Origin of the sequence: Silvibacterium bohemicum, assembly GCF_001006305.1 — a bacterium.
GTDB lineage: Bacteria > Acidobacteriota > Terriglobia > Terriglobales > Acidobacteriaceae > Silvibacterium > Silvibacterium bohemicum.
In genome coordinates this window covers 876,749-893,916 of the sequence record NZ_LBHJ01000004.1, presented here as the reverse complement: position 1 = coordinate 893,916, position 17,168 = coordinate 876,749, and the positions used below count along the sequence as shown (strand labels likewise).

The 17,168-nt window shown below is 56.4% G+C and carries 10 protein-coding genes, 2 tRNA genes and 3 rRNA genes; 10 read left to right on the top strand and 5 right to left on the bottom strand.

All coding sequences use genetic code 11. The features are described 5' to 3' along the window. The first annotated feature begins 150 nt into the window (after positions 1–150). Genes XX99_RS14490 through XX99_RS28670 form a run of 3 tightly spaced genes read left to right on the top strand, consistent with a single transcriptional unit; the run spans position 151 to position 2,342 of the window. Positions 151–1,587: an APC family permease gene (locus tag XX99_RS14490; RefSeq protein ID WP_231581356.1), complete on the top strand. Its 1,437-nt coding sequence runs from the start codon at positions 151–153 to the stop codon at positions 1,585–1,587. 60 nt (positions 1,588–1,647) lie between these two features. Next, positions 1,648–1,908 (top strand): ribbon-helix-helix domain-containing protein, encoded by a 261-nt coding sequence (locus tag XX99_RS14485; RefSeq protein ID WP_050060053.1) that lies wholly within the window; start codon positions 1,648–1,650, stop codon positions 1,906–1,908. Continuing rightward, positions 1,905–2,342, top strand: a complete 438-nt coding sequence (locus tag XX99_RS28670; RefSeq protein ID WP_050060052.1) for a type II toxin-antitoxin system VapC family toxin — start codon at positions 1,905–1,907, stop codon at positions 2,340–2,342. The genes XX99_RS14485 and XX99_RS28670 overlap by 4 nt, the downstream gene beginning before the upstream one ends. A gap of 95 nt (positions 2,343–2,437) precedes the next feature. On the opposite strand, the gene XX99_RS14475 is transcribed toward XX99_RS28670, so the two are convergent. Together XX99_RS14475 and XX99_RS14470 are read right to left on the bottom strand one after the other, a co-directional pair. Further along, positions 2,438–3,376 (bottom strand): branched-chain amino acid transaminase, encoded by a 939-nt coding sequence (locus XX99_RS14475; protein WP_050060051.1) that lies wholly within the window; start codon positions 3,374–3,376, stop codon positions 2,438–2,440. A 219-nt stretch (positions 3,377–3,595) separates the two neighbouring features. Beyond that, positions 3,596–3,901, bottom strand: coding sequence for a hypothetical protein (locus XX99_RS14470; protein WP_050060050.1), 306 nt, complete (start codon positions 3,899–3,901; stop codon positions 3,596–3,598). Positions 3,902–4,401: 500 nt separating this feature from the next. Here XX99_RS14470 and XX99_RS14465 point away from each other — a divergent pair, with 500 nt between their 5' ends. The 7 genes from XX99_RS14465 (at position 4,402) to XX99_RS14435 (ending at position 12,322) form a co-directional block, all read left to right on the top strand. Further along, complete coding sequence (locus tag XX99_RS14465; RefSeq protein WP_082125562.1) at positions 4,402–5,118, top strand: MarC family protein; 717 nt, start codon at positions 4,402–4,404, stop codon at positions 5,116–5,118. An 896-nt stretch (positions 5,119–6,014) separates the two neighbouring features. Next, a 16S ribosomal RNA gene (locus XX99_RS14460) occupies positions 6,015–7,514 on the top strand. 305 nt (positions 7,515–7,819) lie between these two features. Further along, positions 7,820–7,896 (top strand) — tRNA-Ile (locus XX99_RS14455). A gap of 31 nt (positions 7,897–7,927) precedes the next feature. Continuing rightward, a tRNA-Ala gene (locus XX99_RS14450) sits at positions 7,928–8,003 on the top strand. Positions 8,004–8,352: 349 nt separating this feature from the next. Then, positions 8,353–11,274 (top strand): 23S ribosomal RNA (locus tag XX99_RS14445). A gap of 228 nt (positions 11,275–11,502) precedes the next feature. After that, positions 11,503–11,619 (top strand): 5S ribosomal RNA (gene rrf, locus XX99_RS14440). The 16S, 23S and 5S rRNA genes sit together here with 2 tRNA genes alongside, the layout of an rRNA operon. 97 nt (positions 11,620–11,716) lie before the next feature. Then, positions 11,717–12,322, top strand: a complete 606-nt coding sequence (locus XX99_RS14435) for a Uma2 family endonuclease (protein WP_050060049.1) — start codon at positions 11,717–11,719, stop codon at positions 12,320–12,322. An 82-nt stretch (positions 12,323–12,404) separates the two neighbouring features. Here XX99_RS14435 and XX99_RS14430 read toward each other — a convergent pair whose 3' ends face one another. The 3 genes from XX99_RS14430 to XX99_RS14420 form a co-directional block, all read right to left on the bottom strand. Next, positions 12,405–13,187, bottom strand: coding sequence for a dienelactone hydrolase family protein (locus XX99_RS14430; protein ID WP_050060048.1), 783 nt, complete (start codon positions 13,185–13,187; stop codon positions 12,405–12,407). Between the two features lie 44 nt (positions 13,188–13,231). Beyond that, positions 13,232–15,028 carry an MFS transporter gene (locus XX99_RS14425; RefSeq protein ID WP_050060047.1) on the bottom strand — a complete coding sequence of 599 codons (1,797 nt, stop codon included), beginning with the start codon at positions 15,026–15,028 and terminating at the stop codon, positions 13,232–13,234. 111 nt (positions 15,029–15,139) lie between these two features. Further along, entirely contained in the window at positions 15,140–17,020 is a 1,881-nt protein-coding gene (locus XX99_RS14420) for a glycoside hydrolase family 9 protein (RefSeq protein WP_231581354.1), read from the bottom strand. Positions 17,021–17,168 lie beyond the last annotated feature (148 nt).

The window sequence follows — 17,168 nt, the reverse complement described above, 5'->3', positions numbered from 1 at the left end:
TGCAGCGAGTGGATTCACTCTCCAAACGGGGGACTCATTCTCCGATTGACTTGCGGACAGGTACGCTTGAGACTGAAGCCTCCGATTGAAAATTCATCGTTCCCGGGAGAAGCAACTTGGCTCGGGTGCCGGAAGAGGGGCGCTGGGATTTTGCCAGAGACTGCATCGCCATTTTCTACTCCGCCGCATGCCGGAGTCGCTCCGGATGAACCCCGTTCGGGATACGGCCTCCGCCGGCATGTGCTCGGACCATGGGAGACGCTGGCACAGTCGGTCTCAGCAATTGCTCCCACCGCTACGCCGGCAATGACCATTCCGCTGGTCTTTGCCCTGGCTGGAAACGGGACGTGGCTGGTATACATTTTCGCGACACTGGCGGTGACGCTGGTGGGACTGGTGATCGGCTGCTTCGGGCGCAGGTCGGCGTCTCCCGGATCGTTGTTCATGTATACGACCCAGTCGCTGCCGGGCTGGGCGGCGAGCATCGCAGGTTGGGCGCTGATTCTGGCCTATGTGGCAACAGCGGGATCGGTAGCCGCCGGATTCTTCAACTACGCCAATGTGCTTTTGCATGCGACGCTGGGGTGGAACGCTTCTCCCTCGCTGCTGATCGCGATTGCCGTAATCCTGGCCGGCGCCATGGCTTATCGCGATATCAAGCTCTCGGCGGAGATGATGTTGTGGATGGAGGCTGCGTCGGTGGCCTGCATCGTGATCATCCTGAGCTTGATTTTATGGCGGCATGGCTGGCATCCGGACACGGATCAACTACGGTTGAAAGGATCGTCGGGCACGGGGATCAGGCTGGGACTGGTGCTGGCGTTGTTCAGCTTTGTCGGCTTTGAATCGGCGACCGCGTTGGGCGATGAAGCGCGCGAGCCGCTCAAGACCATCCCGCGAGCGGTGTTGCAGTGTGCTCTGGGCTGCGGTGCATTTTTTGTCATCTCCGCATACGCCGAGGTGCTGGGCTTTCGCGGAGCGGGCGAGCGGCTGGACCAGGCGACCGCTCCGCTGCATACGCTGGCCAGCCAGGCGAGCACCGGCTATTTAGGTACGTTTCTTGGCACAGTGGTCGATGTGGGCGCGATGATGAGCATGTTCGCCTGCGTGCTGGCCTGCATCACCGCGGCCTCGCGGGTGCTGATGCTGATGTCGCATCGCGGGCTGGCGCATCGCAGGCTATCGCGAACGCATTCGCGAAACGAAACGCCGCATTGGGCGGTGATGGTTACGGCTGTCGCAACGTTGATTCCGGCCGTGGTGCTGGCCCTACGCGGGGTGAGTGCGATGGATATCTACGGCTGGCTTGGTTCGCTAGCCACCTACGGATTCATCACTGTCTATGCTTTGGTGTGCATCGCGCTACCGTTGCATCTGCGCGGCGAACAGAGGCGTGGCGCCGATCATCTGAGCGCGGGCGTTCTGCTGCTGTCGATTGCCGGAACTGCGGCGATGCTGCTGGCTCTGGCCGGGACGCTCTATCCGGTGCCGCCGGCTCCTTATTCGTGGCTGCCTTATTTCTACCTTGCGTATATCGTGCTCGGTCTGGGCTGGTATGCGGTTCGGCCGCGAGCAGTCAGCTCTTGAGAATGTCGCCAAGCGTGAAGAAGCATCAAAGCATCAATCTGGTGATGCTATGATGCTTCCATGCGAACTACCATCACTCTGGATGCCGACGTCGAGCAGCTCTTGAAGAAGGCGATTCGGGAGCGGGATATCTCCTTCAAAGAGGCGGTCAACGACGCGATCCGGACAGGCCTAAAGGCCGGAGCAACGAAGCGACCACGCTTTCGTCAGCAGACTTTCTCGATGGGAGCACCGCAGAATTTCCAATGGGAAAAGGCGCTCGGTATGGCTGCTGCTCTTGAAGACGAGGAGATAATGCGGAAGATGGCGATGGGCAAGTGATTGTTGTCGACGTGAACCTGCTTCTTCACGCAGTGAACGAAGATGCACCGCGGCATCGCGAGGCAAGAGCGTGGCTGCAGTCTGCTCTCTCCGGCGGAGAGATGTTGGGCCTTCCGTGGCTTGCTTTGCTCGCTTTTTTGAGGCTGAGTACGAAGCCGGGCTTGTTTCCCCGGCCGCTTCCAATCAGTTCTGCGCTCGATATAGTCGACAAATGGCTGGAATCTCCAGCAGTTTCCATTTTGCAGCCGGGGCCACAGCATGCACGGCTGTTGCGAGCACTGCTGATCGATGCAGGTACGGGAGGCGACCTGACATCTGATGCGCACTTAGCAGCACTCGCTGTCGAGCATGGCGCAGAACTTTGTTCACTTGATCGAGACTTTGCGCGTTTCCCGGGATTACGGTGGCGGGATCCGCTGCGTAAGCCGCAGTGAGGTATCTGCATCTTCAAGACGTATGTCGCTCGACGCTTCATGAGAAAAAGCCCGGCTCGAGCCGGGCTTTCTGCTTTTACTGCGATTGATGATGCTTATGCGGTGACTGGCTGCTCTGCGTTTACGTTCACCGGCGTCAGCCATCCGTAGCGGTCGGGCCGCAGACCGTTGGCGATGCCGAAGAACTCATCGGCGAGCTGCTTGGTGATCGGTCCGGGGTTGCCGTCGGCGACGATGATGCGATCGACGCTGCGGATGGGGGTGACTTCAGCGGCGGTTCCGGTGAAAAATACTTCGTCGGCGATGTAGAGCAGTTCCCGCGGCATGGCCTGTTCGACTACCGGAATGCCGAAGTGGCGTGCCAGCGTGAGCACCGAGTCGCGGGTGATGCCCGAGAGGACGGAGTTGGCCAGCGGCGTGGTGTAGAGCACGCCGTTGCGCACCAGGAAGAGGTTCTCGCCCGAGCCTTCTGAGAGATAGCCGTTCACATCGAGTGCGATGCCTTCGACGTAGCCGTTGGCGTCGGCTTCCATGCGGATCAGCTGTGAGTTGAGATAATTCCCACCCGCCTTGGCCAGCGAAGGCATGGTGTTGGGCGCGAGGCGCTGCCACGAAGAGATGCAGACATCCGCTGCGTCTCCGGCAACGTATTTGCCCCAGGGGAAGTTGGCCATGTAGACCTCGACCGGCACGTGCTTGGGATTGACGCCGATCTCGCCGTAACCGCGGAATGCGATGGGGCGGATATAGCAGGGCGCAACGCCGTTGGCTTCAACCAAGTCCACGACCGCTGAAGATAGCTGGTCGAGTGAATAGGGCAGGGGCATGCGATAGATCTTGGCTGAATCCAGCAGGCGCTGCATGTGTTCCGGCAGCCGAAAGACGGCCGCGCCGGAGGGCTGTCCGTAGCAGCGAATACCCTCGAATACGGACGAGCCGTAGTGAATGACGTGACTCATCACGTGAATATTGGCCTTCTCCCAGGGGATCAGGTTTCCGTTGTGCCAGATCTTGCTTGTTGTCTGAATCGGCATGCGTGCGCAGCTCCTTTTCCGCTTCCGCTAGAAGCGAATTATATCTGCACACGATTGCGATGCGATATGCAGGAAGCGTGGAGAAGCTATAGGTGGAGGCCATCTCCCGCCTCAGATGGAGGCTATCTTCTGCTGTATCTGATCTCTGCGGGAAACAGGGCACTGACTGAACTTGCCGTCCCTGTTCGTGCCATCTCGACTGACAGGGAAACGGCGGCGCTACTCTATTTGCGCGGCGAAGTGGGCGCGGATTGCGTCGGGCAGCAGCTGCAGATTGCGCGGAAAGATGGCGTCGCCGGCGAGACCACTGGTGCGCAGGATGGGATCGGCCACATAGCCTACAAACTGAGTCGAGTCATGACGTTTAATGCTCATGGCAATTCCCACGGCTGCGTCGACAGATTGAAGGTGCGATACGTCGAGAAGAACGACAGGGTGTCGGAGCTGCTGCCAGATCCCTTCCAAAGCCTCGTAACTTGAAGCGAGTTCGACCAAGAATCCGTCTTCGTGCAGGGTGCGGCGCAACGATTCTCCTAGCCGTACGTTGTCGCTGGCCAGGAGAATTTGCGGAAGGGCTAGATCCGGCCTCGCATTCACCCTCTTATCGAAGTCGTCCGGTGATCTATCGGTTGCATACGTACACATAAGAACCGTTCTCGCTTTCCTGTCTCGAAAATTCGTGTTGGAGCCGGAGTGACAGAACTCCTTGGGATATCCGCGCCGACATGGAAGGTGCAGATATTAGACCAATCGCGGGATTCCAGTAAGTGATTGAGCTTGCGGAGCTTATAGGAGTCGAATTGCAGGCAACTTTTTCCTCTCCGGCAATCGCTACTCGGTGCAGGGAAGTTTTGGCCGGTTACTCATAAATCAAAGCAAAGAGGCCATCGGTAATGAGCCTTGATAAGAAATCGCGCCGGGATTCGACCTGGCATGGCGCATTCTGTCTTTAAGTGGCCTGCCGGCTCACTTCGCGGGCGATTCCGATAGCATGAGCACATTGCGCTGATCGAGGAGGTGGGCAGATGCAGGGATGGATCGGTGTCGCCATGATCGCGGTGTACGGTCCTGCGAGCTCTGCTTTGCACGAGCTGCACTCCACCTACGTGAGATTTTCCGTCCTGGCGCTGAGCTCGATCTTCTTCCTGGTGGATCCCTTTGCTGCGATCCCTGCCTTCCTCTCCATTACTGCGGGTGTCGAAACTGAGCGGCGTAAGCGAATGGCGCGCAAAGCCTCGCTTACCTGTTTCATCGTCCTCTCGTCGTTTGCGCTCGCGGGCCGGCTGATCTTCAGGATGTTCGGCATCACGCTGCCGGCCTTCGAGATTGCCGGGGGCCTGATTCTGCTGCTGATCGGCATCGATATGCTGGAGGCCAAGCGCTCGCCTACTCAGGAGTCTTCCGACGATACGGAAGAGGCGGCAGCCAAGGAGGACGCGGGAATCGTGCCGCTGGGCATACCCATGCTGGCGGGTCCCGGTGCGATCTCGAGCGTGATGGTGCTGGTGGCGCAGGCGCCTTCAAAATGGCAGATGATGGCCATCCTGATTGCTATCGCTATTACCGCCTTCGCTAGTTACGGGGTGTTGAGCGGCGCAGATCGGGTGCGCAAGGTTCTGGGCGAGACCGGCATCCGCATCCTGGTTCGCATCATGGGATTGCTACTGGTGGCGCTGGCGATACAGTTCTTCGTCAATGGCCTTACGGATCTGGGAGTGATTGCGCGCCAGGTAGCGGAATAGCGCGACTCCGCGCATGGTCAGCGAAGGGTGTCATATAGGGGATTAAGCCGTTTCTGTAGCGGTTCGAGTTTTCAACAGATTCGCGGGGTTTTCAACACTTGCAGAGAAGCCCTGCGCCGGATAGTATTCATCTTGTTGCAACGAACTGATTCGGTCGTAGCGGCTTATAGCAAATGACTCGATACGAGCGAATGACTCGATACGAGTTGCAAAGCTGAAGAAAAGCTGGTAAGGTTAAAAAAGTTCAAGCAGCAGAGATAAGCAGTAAAGAGCAGTAAGGAATTGCAGGATGGCTTCGCCGAGCGGACTCTTGAGTCTGCCAGAGTAATAAGAGCGAAGTAGATGTTCGACAGGCGCTGGGCGCCTAATAAGAGCGAACAATCCATTGCAAGTCGAGGAGCAAGACTCCTCATATTTTGGCGGCCTAAATGGCCCGCCTTCATGAGCGCGCGCTCGAGTTAGCCGCCTCTTGAAGGATGATCTTTAAAAGTTTAGTGCTGCAAGAGTCGTGCCCAATCATCCTGGTAGGTGAAGCGGGGCTGTAAGGCGCGGATAGCCCGCCGACAGCGAATCAAATTGATCGATTAGGAAGTTGAAGAAAATGATCGAGATTTTGGTTGACACGGCAAGCGAACTTCGATAGTCTTAAAAAGTTCGCGCAAAAATGCAGCGCAACAAGTTCGAGGGCCACAGCGATGCTGTGATTCCCGATCCAAGCGGCCCGCTCAGGCGGTCACCGGCGTGGATCTTTGACAATCAGGTTGAACATGCCAGTCGTGAGAATGGGAGAAGATCTTGGTTCGATCATTCTCACATGTTAATGCCTCACAGTCTTTCGAGCACTGTGAGGACGATTGCACCGGCGACCTCCGTCGTCCGGTAGCAGTCTTCAGGTTTCAAACGAGAGTTTGATCCTGGCTCAGAATCAACGCTGGCGGCGTGCCTAACACATGCAAGTCGAACGAGAAAGTGGAGCAATCCACGAGTAAAGTGGCGCACGGGTGAGTAACACGTGACTAACCTACCCTTGAGTGGGGAATAACCTAGAGAAATCTGGGCTAATACCGCATAATACCTACGGGTCAAAGGAGCAATTCGCTTAAGGAGGGGGTCGCGGCAGATTAGCTAGTTGGCGGGGTAATGGCCCACCAAGGCGGTGATCTGTATCCGGCCTGAGAGGGCGCACGGACACACTGGAACTGAAACACGGTCCAGACTCCTACGGGAGGCAGCAGTGGGGAATTTTGCGCAATGGGGGAAACCCTGACGCAGCAACGCCGCGTGGAGGATGAAGTCCCTTGGGACGTAAACTCCTTTCGATCGGGAAGATAATGACGGTACCGAGAGAAGAAGCCCCGGCTAACTTCGTGCCAGCAGCCGCGGTAATACGAGGGGGGCAAGCGTTGTTCGGAATTATTGGGCGTAAAGGGTGCGTAGGCGGTTCGGTAAGTCTTATGTGAAATCTTCGGGCTCAACTCGAAGTCTGCATGAGAAACTGCCGGGCTTGAGTGTGGGAGAGGTGAGTGGAATTTCCGGTGTAGCGGTGAAATGCGTAGATATCGGAAGGAACACCTGTGGCGAAAGCGGCTCACTGGACCACAACTGACGCTGATGCACGAAAGCTAGGGGAGCAAACAGGATTAGATACCCTGGTAGTCCTAGCCCTAAACGATGATCGCTTGGTGTGACGGGTACCCAATCCCGCCGTGCCGAAGCTAACGCGTTAAGCGATCCGCCTGGGGAGTACGGTCGCAAGGCTGAAACTCAAAGGAATTGACGGGGGCCCGCACAAGCGGTGGAGCATGTGGTTTAATTCGACGCAACGCGAAGAACCTTACCTGGGCTCGAAATGTAGAGGAATCCGGTAGAAATATCGGCGTCTAGCAATAGACCTCTATATAGGTGCTGCATGGCTGTCGTCAGCTCGTGTCGTGAGATGTTGGGTTAAGTCCCGCAACGAGCGCAACCCTTATTACCAGTTGCTACCATTTAGTTGAGCACTCTGGTGAGACCGCCTCGGATAACGGGGAGGAAGGCGGGGATGACGTCAAGTCCTCATGGCCTTTATGTCCAGGGCTACACACGTGCTACAATGGTCGGTACAAACCGTCGCAAACCCGCGAGGGGGAGCTAATCGGAAAAAGCCGACCTCAGTTCGGATTACAGTCTGCAACTCGACTGTATGAAGCTGGAATCGCTAGTAATCGCGGATCAGAATGCCGCGGTGAATACGTTCCCGGGCCTTGTACACACCGCCCGTCACATCACGAAAGTGGGTTGCACTAGAAGCAGGTGAGCCGACCGCAAGGGGGCAGCCTTCCAAGGTGTAATTCATGATTGGGGTGAAGTCGTAACAAGGTAGCCGTAGGAGAACCTGCGGCTGGATCACCTCCTTTCTAAAGAGAACGTCATGGCACTCTCATGCTTCCGCGTATCGCGGACCGTGAATAACGGCGTATGAGGGCGTTGCCATGCACATCTCAATCATCTGTCCCTGACGGATGATTGAGAATTCTGATACGAGCCTTCTCTGCTTCTTCATGAATTTGCACGATGGTCAGGAGCGGCGTAGCCGCTTCGCATGTTCAACCTGGTCCTCGAAAACTTCTCGAGTAGAAATACGAGCAGTCGGGCTCAGCGGGCAATTGTCGCTTATAATTAAGCGACGCCCAATCCCTGGGCATCAGTTTTGGGCGATGCCGGGCCTGTAGCTCAGTTGGTTAGAGCGCACCCCTGATAAGGGTGAGGTCGGTAGTTCGAATCTACCCAGGCCCACCATAGCTTCAAAACTATCCTGTGCTTAAGGAATGGGGCTGTAGCTCAGCTGGGAGAGCACCTGCTTTGCAAGCAGGGGGTCAGGAGTTCGATCCTCCTCAGCTCCACCAACCTCTACTTCGAGCTGCCTGAAGATGGGCTTCCGGAAATCCGGATGTCGATCTTTGGGCAGGATCAGAGTCGCAAGACGATCGCAAGATCAAGATCTCTGATCTGGTTCAATTCGCCTGAGGGCGAGCATGGGTCTGATAGCCCGTGCCTGGATGTTTGACAACGAAATCGATTGGGTAAATATATTACAAGGCTGAGCAATGACCTTGTCCGTGGTTCGTACCGCGAGAGAAGGAAGTTGTTTAGTTGAGTGTCTTTAGAATAATCTTTTGCAAATTTCCTTATTAAGTTTAGGAATTTGCTAGGCGGCAATACGTAGAAGTGACTCCTGCGTGGAGTTAATTCTATGGTCAAGCTACTAAGGGCGCACGGTGGATGCCTTGGCAGATACAGGCGATGAAGGACGTGGCAAGCTGCGATAAGCTTCGGGGAGCCGCACACAGGCGTTATATCCGGAGATTTCCGAATGGGGAAACCCTCTTGAGCAAACCTCAAGAATGACCCGCTGAATACATAGGCGGGATCAAGCGAACTCAGGGAAGTGAACCATCTCAGTACCTGAAGGAAAAGAAAGAAACCTCGATTCCGAGAGTAGTGGCGAGCGAAATCGGAACAGCCCAAACCCGTGGCATTTCGGTGTCTCGGGGGTTGTAGGACCTGCAACAGTAGAGTTACCAATCCGGTAGTTAGTCGAATCCTCTGGAAAGGGGATCCATAGAGCGTGACAGGCGCGTAGACGAAAGCTATCCGGACTCGAAGCAGGCACCTGAGTAAGGCGGGGCACGTGAAACCCTGCTTGAATCCGCGGAGACCATTCCGCAAGGCTAAATACTCGTATCTGACCGATAGTGAACCAGTACCGTGAGGGAAAGGTGAAAAGCACCCCTGTTAGGGGAGTACAAAGTACCTGAAACCGTGTGCCTACAAGCAGTGGGAGGACTATGCCCGCAAGGGAATGTCTGACCGCGTGCCTATTGCATAATGAGCCGGCTAGTTATTCTTGTCAGCAAGGTTAAGCGTAAGCGAGCCGAAGCGAAAGCGAGTCTGAATAGGGCATTAAGTTGGCAGGAATAGACGCGAAGCGGGATGATCTACCCTTGGCCAGGTTGAAGGTAGGGTAAAACCTATTGGAGGACCGAACCGGTGTTTGTTGAAAAAAGCTCGGATGAGCTGAGGGTAGGGGTGAAAGGCTAATCAAATTCCGTGATAGCTCGTTCTCTCCGAAATAGCTTTAGGGCTAGCCTCGGGTGATTTGCATTGGTGGTAGAGAACTGGATGGACTAGGGGGCTTTCCGGCTTACTGAATCCAACCAAACTTCGAATGCCAGTGACAACCAGCCCGGGAGTCAGACTGTGGGGGCTAAGCTTCACAGTCGAGAGGGAAACAGCCCAGATCGCCTGCTAAGGTCCCAAAGTTACAGTTAAGTGGGAAAGGAAGTCGGAACGCCCAGACAGCCAGGAGGTTGGCTTAGAAGCAGCCATCCTTTAAAGAAAGCGTAATAGCTCACTGGTCAAGCGGTCCGGTGCCGACAATACAACGGGGCTAAAACTGTACACCGAAGCAGCGAATGCACACCTCTGGTGTGCGTGGTAGGAGAGCATTCTCAACAGCGATGAAGCCAGACTGAGAAGACTGGTGGAGCGTTGCGAAGAGACCCTGCCGGCATAAGTAGCGATAATGAATGTGAGAACCATTCACGCCGAAAGTCTAAGGTTTCCTGAGGAAGGTTAATCCGCTCAGGGTTAGGCGGTCCCTAAGGTGAGGCCGAAAGGCGTAGCTGATGGACATCCGGTTAATATTCCGGACCTCCCAACCTTCGTTTGACGATGGGGAGACGCAGAAGGATAAGCAGGACCTCATATGACTATGGGGTTTGATACGCGTAAGCTGGTTCTGGTAGGCAAATCCGCCAGAGCTTAACAGTGAGGCGTAAAACAGTAAGCCGTATGGCCGAAAGCTGCTGATTCCACGCTGCCGAGAAAATCCTCTAAGGAGAGGCGTTGGGAACCGTACCACAAACCGACACAGGTAGACGAGGAGAATATCCAAAGGCGCTCGAGTGAAAGCTTGTTAAGGAACTCGGCAAATTAGACCCGTAACTTCGGGAGAAGGGTCGCCCACCTCTGGTGGGCCGCAGTGAAACGCGTACGGCGACTGTTTAACAAAAACACAGGTCTCTGCAAAGTCGAAAACGACGTATAGGGGCTGACTCCTGCCCGGTGCTGGAAGGTTAAAAGGAGAGGTTAGCCGCAAGGCGAAGCTTTGAATTGAAGCCCCAGTGAACGGCGGCCGTAACTATAACGGTCCTAAGGTAGCGAAATTCCTTGTCGGGTAAGTTCCGACCTGCACGAATGGAGTAACGATCGTACGACTGTCTTAACGAGTTGCTCGGCGAACTTGTAGTACCGGTGAAGATGCCGGTTACCCGCAGCTAGACGGAAAGACCCCGTGCACCTTTACTACACCTTAACTATGATTTATGGCTCTTGCTGCGCAGGATAGGTGGGAGGCTTTGATACCAGATTCTCGGATTTGGTGGAGCCACCGGTGAGATACCACCCTGCGAGTGCTGTGAATCTAACCTACTCCCGTAATCCGGGAGAGGGACATAGTTAGGCGGGTAGTTTGACTGGGGCGGTCGCCTCCTAAATTGTAACGGAGGCGCGCGAAGCTACTCTCAGACTGTTTGGAAATCAGTCGTCGAGTGCAAAGGCATAAGAGTGGTTAACTGTGAGACCTACAAGTCGAGCAGATGCGAAAGCAGGCCTTAGTGATCCGGTGGTTCTGTATGGAAGGGCCATCGCTCAACGGATAAAAGGTACGCCGGGGATAACAGGCTGATCGAAGCCAAGAGTTCATATCGACGCTTCGGTTTGGCACCTCGATGTCGGCTCATCGCATCCTGGAGCTGTAGAAGGTTCCAAGGGTTAGGCTGTTCGCCTATTAAAGCGGTACGTGAGCTGGGTTCAGAACGTCGCGAGACAGTTCGGTCCCTATCTGCTGTGGGCGTAGGAGATTTGAGGAGGGCTGTCCTTAGTACGAGAGGACCGGGATGGACGAACCTCTTGTGTTCCAGTTGTCATGTCAATGGCACGGCTGGGTAGCGAAGTTCGGTTGTGATAACCGCTGAATGCATATAAGCGGGAAGCACGCTCCAAGATGAGATCTCCCTGAAGGGCCCAGGAAGACCACCTGGTTGATAGGCTGGAGGTGGAAGCGCAGTAATGCGTGTAGCTTACCAGTACTAATCGCCCGTTCGGCTTGTCCATAGAATTAATTCTGCGCAGTATGCGCCAGATGGTTCTAAGGCATATCAACAAGCCCTGTAATATACCAATCGATTTCGTTGTGAGATATTAGGTTGTGTGGCGCCAGTTTGCCTCAGTTTGTCCGGGAGAAACAGTCCGTAGACAACTGATGGCTGCGGGAGAAAAAGCCCGCCAAGCGCCGTCCAAGTTTTCAATGGCGTAACGAGCTGTACAAAACGCCTTAAGTTTGCCGGTGACCATACTGCGAGGGTCCCACCCGTTCCCATCCCGAACACGGAAGTTAAGCCTCGCTGGGCCGATGGTACTGCACGCGAAAGTGTGTGGGAGATTAGGTGATCGCCGGCATAAGTCTCTAGCAAAGGCCCACTCTTCGGAGTGGGCTTTTGTGTTTTTTAGTTCATTTCTCGTGTTTCCCGATGCGGGTCAGACATAGAATTCAAGTATGAGCACCATCCTCGAGATTCCGAAGCTGCCGAGCAGCGTAGTTTTGGATCCTCCTCTCACCGATGAGGAGTTCGAGAAGCTGTGCGCAGCGAACGACTTCGTGCAATTAGAACGAACGAAGGATGGCGCGATAATCGTGAATGCTCCTACAGGTGGCGATAGCAGCAGCGGTAACATCGAGATCGGCGGCCAACTAAGGGATTGGTGGAAGCAACATCGGCAGGGGCGCGTCTTCGACTCTAACGCGGGGTTCTTCCTTCCCGACGGCTCATCCTGCAGCCCGGACGCGGCATATGCGACCGCCGAGCAGATGCGCGGCCTCACCAAAGAGGACCGAAAACACTTTTTGCGATTTACTCCGGCCTTTGTGGTCGAGCTGCTTTCATCGTCCGACAGCCTGCCTGCCGCGAAGAAAAAGATGGATTTATGGCTAGCGAACGGAGCGGAGCTGGCGTGGTTGATCGATCCGTACCTACGCAACGTTCTGATCTACGAGCGCGGTCAGGCTACGTATCGGGAAGTCGTGGAGAACGTGGTCGGAACCGGCCCTGTTGCTGGTTTCGTGCTCGATCTGGCATCGGTATGGAGTCTATTCGAAGATTAACCGCAATAGGAATCGCAAGACAAAGCCCGCTCCGAAGAGCGGGCTTTTTGTTTCATCTCATCTTGTGACAAATCTTCCGGTCCTAATGCTTAGTCCCGCCAGGGGCCTGTGCTGGCAGATCGCCCGCGCCAAGGCGACGGTGAAAGAAATCGAACACCAAGTCATACAGCCGGTGCGCTAGCTCGGGATCGTAGCGAATGCCCTCGTCGCGCATGAAGGCGTGAGCTCCGTTTACTTCATGCCAGCTGAATTGCGCGCCTACCTCATTGAGCCGAGCCAATACCGTCATCCGGCCTTCGAGCGGGGTATGTGGGTCCTGTCGGCCCCAGATCATGAGCAGCTCGCCTTGAATGTCTTTGGTTCGTTTCAGCGAATCGTCTTTCATGCCCTTGCCCAGGCTGCCCTTGTGAATGTCCGTGGCGTAGAAGCAGGCGGCGCCGCGCACGTCGGGGTTCATCGCCGCGCGATAGGCCAGGTGTCCACCGATGCAGATTCCCATTGCGCCTAGCTGGCCGGTGCAATCGGGCCGGGATTTCAGATGATCGAGTACGGCGCGAGCGTCGGCATCGTAGCTGGCCAGCTCCTTGGTGGTCTTCCACTGGTTGCCGCGATCGGAGCCTGCCTGGTCGTAGGCGAGCACGGTTCCGGCGGCTTCAAACTCATGGTAGATCTCCGGCACGGCAACAATATATCCGTGTCCTGCAAGGATCGACGCCATCCTGTGAATGGGGCCGGTGACCTGAAAGATCTCGCTGTAGAAGACGATGCCCGGATACTTGCCCGCCGCTACTGGGCGAAAGATGTGCGTGCGCATCGGCCCATAAGGTGTGCTCAGCTCCACGTGCTCGTTGTCGATGATGATCATGGCGACTCCGTTCGAAGAGGATTCTAGATCCCGCGGTTCTTGGCCTATCGTGCACCAGCTTTGGCGAAATGCTCTTCAATCTCTTCCAAAGTTTTCCCCTTGGTCTCGGGAAGGAAGAGCAGGGCCGTAAGGAAATAGATCACGGTGAAACCGGCAAAGAGGAAGAACATCGCAGAATATCCGTACTTGCTGGCTACGGGCAGGAAGATGACGGCCAGCGTAGTGGAGACCAGCTGGTTGAGAACGAGCGCAATGCTCATGCCATTCGAGCGAATGCGGGTCGGCATCAGCTCAGAGAGCGCGATCCACACGCACACGCCGGGACCGGCCGCATAGAAGCCTACGAAAATATAAAGGAAGATCGCCACCAGCCAGCCGTGCGCCGCATTGGGCACGCGTCCCACAACTGCCCGCTGAATTTTAAGAGGAGCCGTCTGCGCGGCGTTGAGATCGGCAAATGGATTGGCGAAAAATGCTTCGATCTTGTTTGAGGGCAGGCCTATCTCCCTCGTGACGTGAATGGGAGCAGCGGAAGCGTCATCCGCCCGGACAAAACTCGTGGCTCCGGTGAATCCCCCATAGGAGTAAATCACTACCAGCGAGACATCCGACGAGCCGATGGATTGGCTCTGGCCTTCGCCGAGCATCTGCCTGGCAGTATCCGGAGTGAAGCGCAGATCGAGGGTCTGATCCGGGCTGACTAGCGACTGTATTGCGGAGCGGCAGTCGACGTTTTGTTTCTCCGTGCGCAGGAAAAGAATACCCGTACAGAGCATGGACAGGATGACTCCCGAGGTGCCCATGACCAGCAGAAACTTCCGGCCCTTCTTATCGACCAGCGTCATGCCGAAGATGGTGGCCAGGAAGTTCACCGCGGTAAAGAGAACATAGCCCCAGTGGGCGTGCAGGTCAGAGAGCCCGCTCTGGAGCAGGATGCTGGTGTTGTAGCCGATCACGGAGTTGATGCCGGTGGCCGTGTTGCAGAAGAGGATTACGCAGGTGAGCAGGAAGGGAAAGACGTATTTCCGCTGAAGGAGAGACTCTCTGATCTTCTTTCCGGACGAGGAAAGCGCGGCGCTGGCCGTCTCCTGCATCTCCTTCAATTCTGACTCAGCCTCTTCGGCGGTGCGCGAGCGCAACAGTGCAAGACGCGCGGCTTCGATCTTACCGCGACGGAAGAGCCAGCGCGGCGATTCGGAAACCATCAGCGAGCCGATGACAAAGAGCAAACCGGGAGGCAGGGAGACCCAGAAGATTCGCCGCCACGCCTGGTCTTTGAAGTGAAAGAGCGCAGAGGCACTGGCGGCGTGCGCGATCTCTTCGACGCGATAGCTGTAGTAAATCCCGATGAGGGCCGCGGAGACGATGCCCAGAGTCAGCAGCCACTGAAAGATGCCCGTACCTTTGCCGCGAACCGAAGAGGTCAGGCATTCGGCGAGATAAAGCGGAACCACGACACCGATCAGCCCTCCGCTAATTCCCTGCAACAGGCGGCCAAAGAAGAGCGGGCCGTACCCATGCGATAGTGCGATGACCGGGATGCTGAGAACGAAGGTGATACCGCTTATCGTCATCAGCGGTTTACGGCCCATCCAGTCGGCCAGAAGACCGGCGAAGAGGGTAGAGAAGACGCTGCCCAGCAGCACCGCCGCCACGATAATCGAGAGCTGCCCGGCGCTCAGGCCCGAAGTGGCTTCCAGATAAGGAAGCGCACCGCCGATAATGCCCACATCTACGCCGTAGAGCAGACCGCCGAGGCCGGCCACCAGGAGCAGCAGGCTATTTTGCAGCTTGTGGCTGGACGCCGAAGACGAGGTGTTGCCGGGTATGCTTTGAGCCATCTGGGTGTCTGTGTTCTTTCAATTTACTGAATCGTGAGCCGTCTGGATACGCATGATAGAGCCTCATTCCCGATTGCCGCACGAAATTCGGATCCTATCGAAATATTGTGTTTATTGATGGGGCAGGCTGACCGCGTAAAGATACCAGGCGGCGTGCGGCAGCCATTGCTCGGTCCAGCGCCAGTCCTCGTCCTGTCCGGTTACTGCGAATCCCTGATTGAAGGCGATGCCGTCTTCATTGTTGAGGCCGGCGGTGACGCCATTGACGATCGCTCCCGGCGCGTTCGTGTATTTCCACGAGCGGAAGAACATATAGGCTGCATCGCCGTGTCCGCTGCCTATCAGCATGCTTACATCGAAGGGATTTCTACCCAGGATCCAATGGAGCTGGTCCCAGGCATAGCTTTCGAGCTGCGCGTGAAAGGCGGGATCATCGGCAAAGAGTGGAGCTGCCATACGCGCCGCCGCTGCCAGCGAGCCCAGACGCGCATTTTCTCCCTGCCACCACGGAGCAGCTTCGGTGTCGTGAGGGAAGAAGAAGGCTGTGCGCACGGAGCCATCGCCCATGCGCACCAGCTGCCGAGCGTAGCCAAAGGGATTGTTGACCTCCGCCGTGACCGAGAGCTCAAATTTGAGCGAGCGTGCGACGGAGTCGTGTACCTGCTGCTGCATTGGTTGAGACGCGATCTTTGCGTACTCGATCAGACTGATCACGGGCAGGCCGGCATCGGCTGGGTGAAAGTAGGGGCGGGTCTGGTCGTTCGCGCGCCAGTAATCGCGATACTTGCCTTCCGTTATGAGGCGCGCCATCAGGTGAGCAGCGCGATGGTCTGCCGCTAAACGATATTTCTCCTCATGCGAGGCCTTGTACAGCTCGGTCGCTGCCATGAGCGCGCAGTAATCATCAAGGATATTCTCGGTGCCGTCGTTCAGCAGCTCGCGATTGTGTTCGTCGAGAAAGGCAAACGCCTCTTCGGCGGCTTTCAGATAGTCCTTGCGGGTAAGCTCCCCATCCGCAGGCATGGTGCTGGCCAGCGCCAGTGCGGCGATGGACATGCCGCCGCCTGCGCGAAAGCTTGCCTCATAAGCGTGCGGGCCATCGGCGGCGTGGATGTTCTCGGTTGAATCGGCAGTGCTCTTTTTGATCTGCGTCTTCCAATTGGGGTTGCCGATCACGCGATCCTTCGCCAGCTTCTCCTTGCCCGGTGCGGTGATGCTCTCGAAGAATGAACCGCCCGGCCGCTTGATGCGCGTTAGAAAATCCGCTCCGAAGAGCCCTTCATCGAGCAGGCGCTTGTCATATTCGGTGAAGTTGTCGTCGTGGCGAGCCTCGAGTTCCTGATAGCTTTTGAGCAAAGTCCACGCCACCAGCGGTACCTGCTGCGGATTGAAATAAGATGTGGGATTCTGGTGCGAAAGATGGATGCCGTAATCACCGGTTGCGTCATACCATCCGCCGTGGGCGTCGATGTAGCCCGAGCCATCGGGCAATGCCAGATGACGGTCGGCCTGGTCGTTCAATCCGCTGGAGCGCTGGCCTTTGAAGTAGTAAAGAACGTTTGAAAGCGTTTCCCGTTCCAGCACGTCGTCCTCGATCGCGAAGGCGCAGGAAGTGGCGTTCCCCGCGCCAGACGGTGTGGTGAGTGCATAGTGACCCGGTTTCTGCCATTGCGAGAAATCGGCGATCCAATACGTGCCGCCCCAGTTATTCACGCTTCCCGCAGGCTTCAGCTTGCCTGTGAAGATGGTCTGGCCGGTCGCTGAATCGACCAGAGAGAAAGTGTCAGGATGATCCGCCTTCGAGCCCAACACCAGCGCCTCTTTGGGCGCGTGCGTCTCATAGCCCACCTGGTCGACGAGGACATGGACCTCGGCGCGAGCGGCCGGAATCAGGGTGAGAAGACCACACACCACCAGAGTTTGTAGCGAAGTGCCTTTGATAGCTAGCCTCCTGGAAAAGCCCGGATCGAGGGGAACGGCAGGCGGCCACACAGCCTGCGCGCACTCAGTATACTGGTTGTCTAGACAAGTCGGGCCGACGGGGGCAATTTGCTGGAGCATATTGGAATTGGACGTGCGCACGCAGCCATTCGAACAGGCGAAAGCCTGGTAGCGAAGCAAGATAACCGGAAGCCGGCAG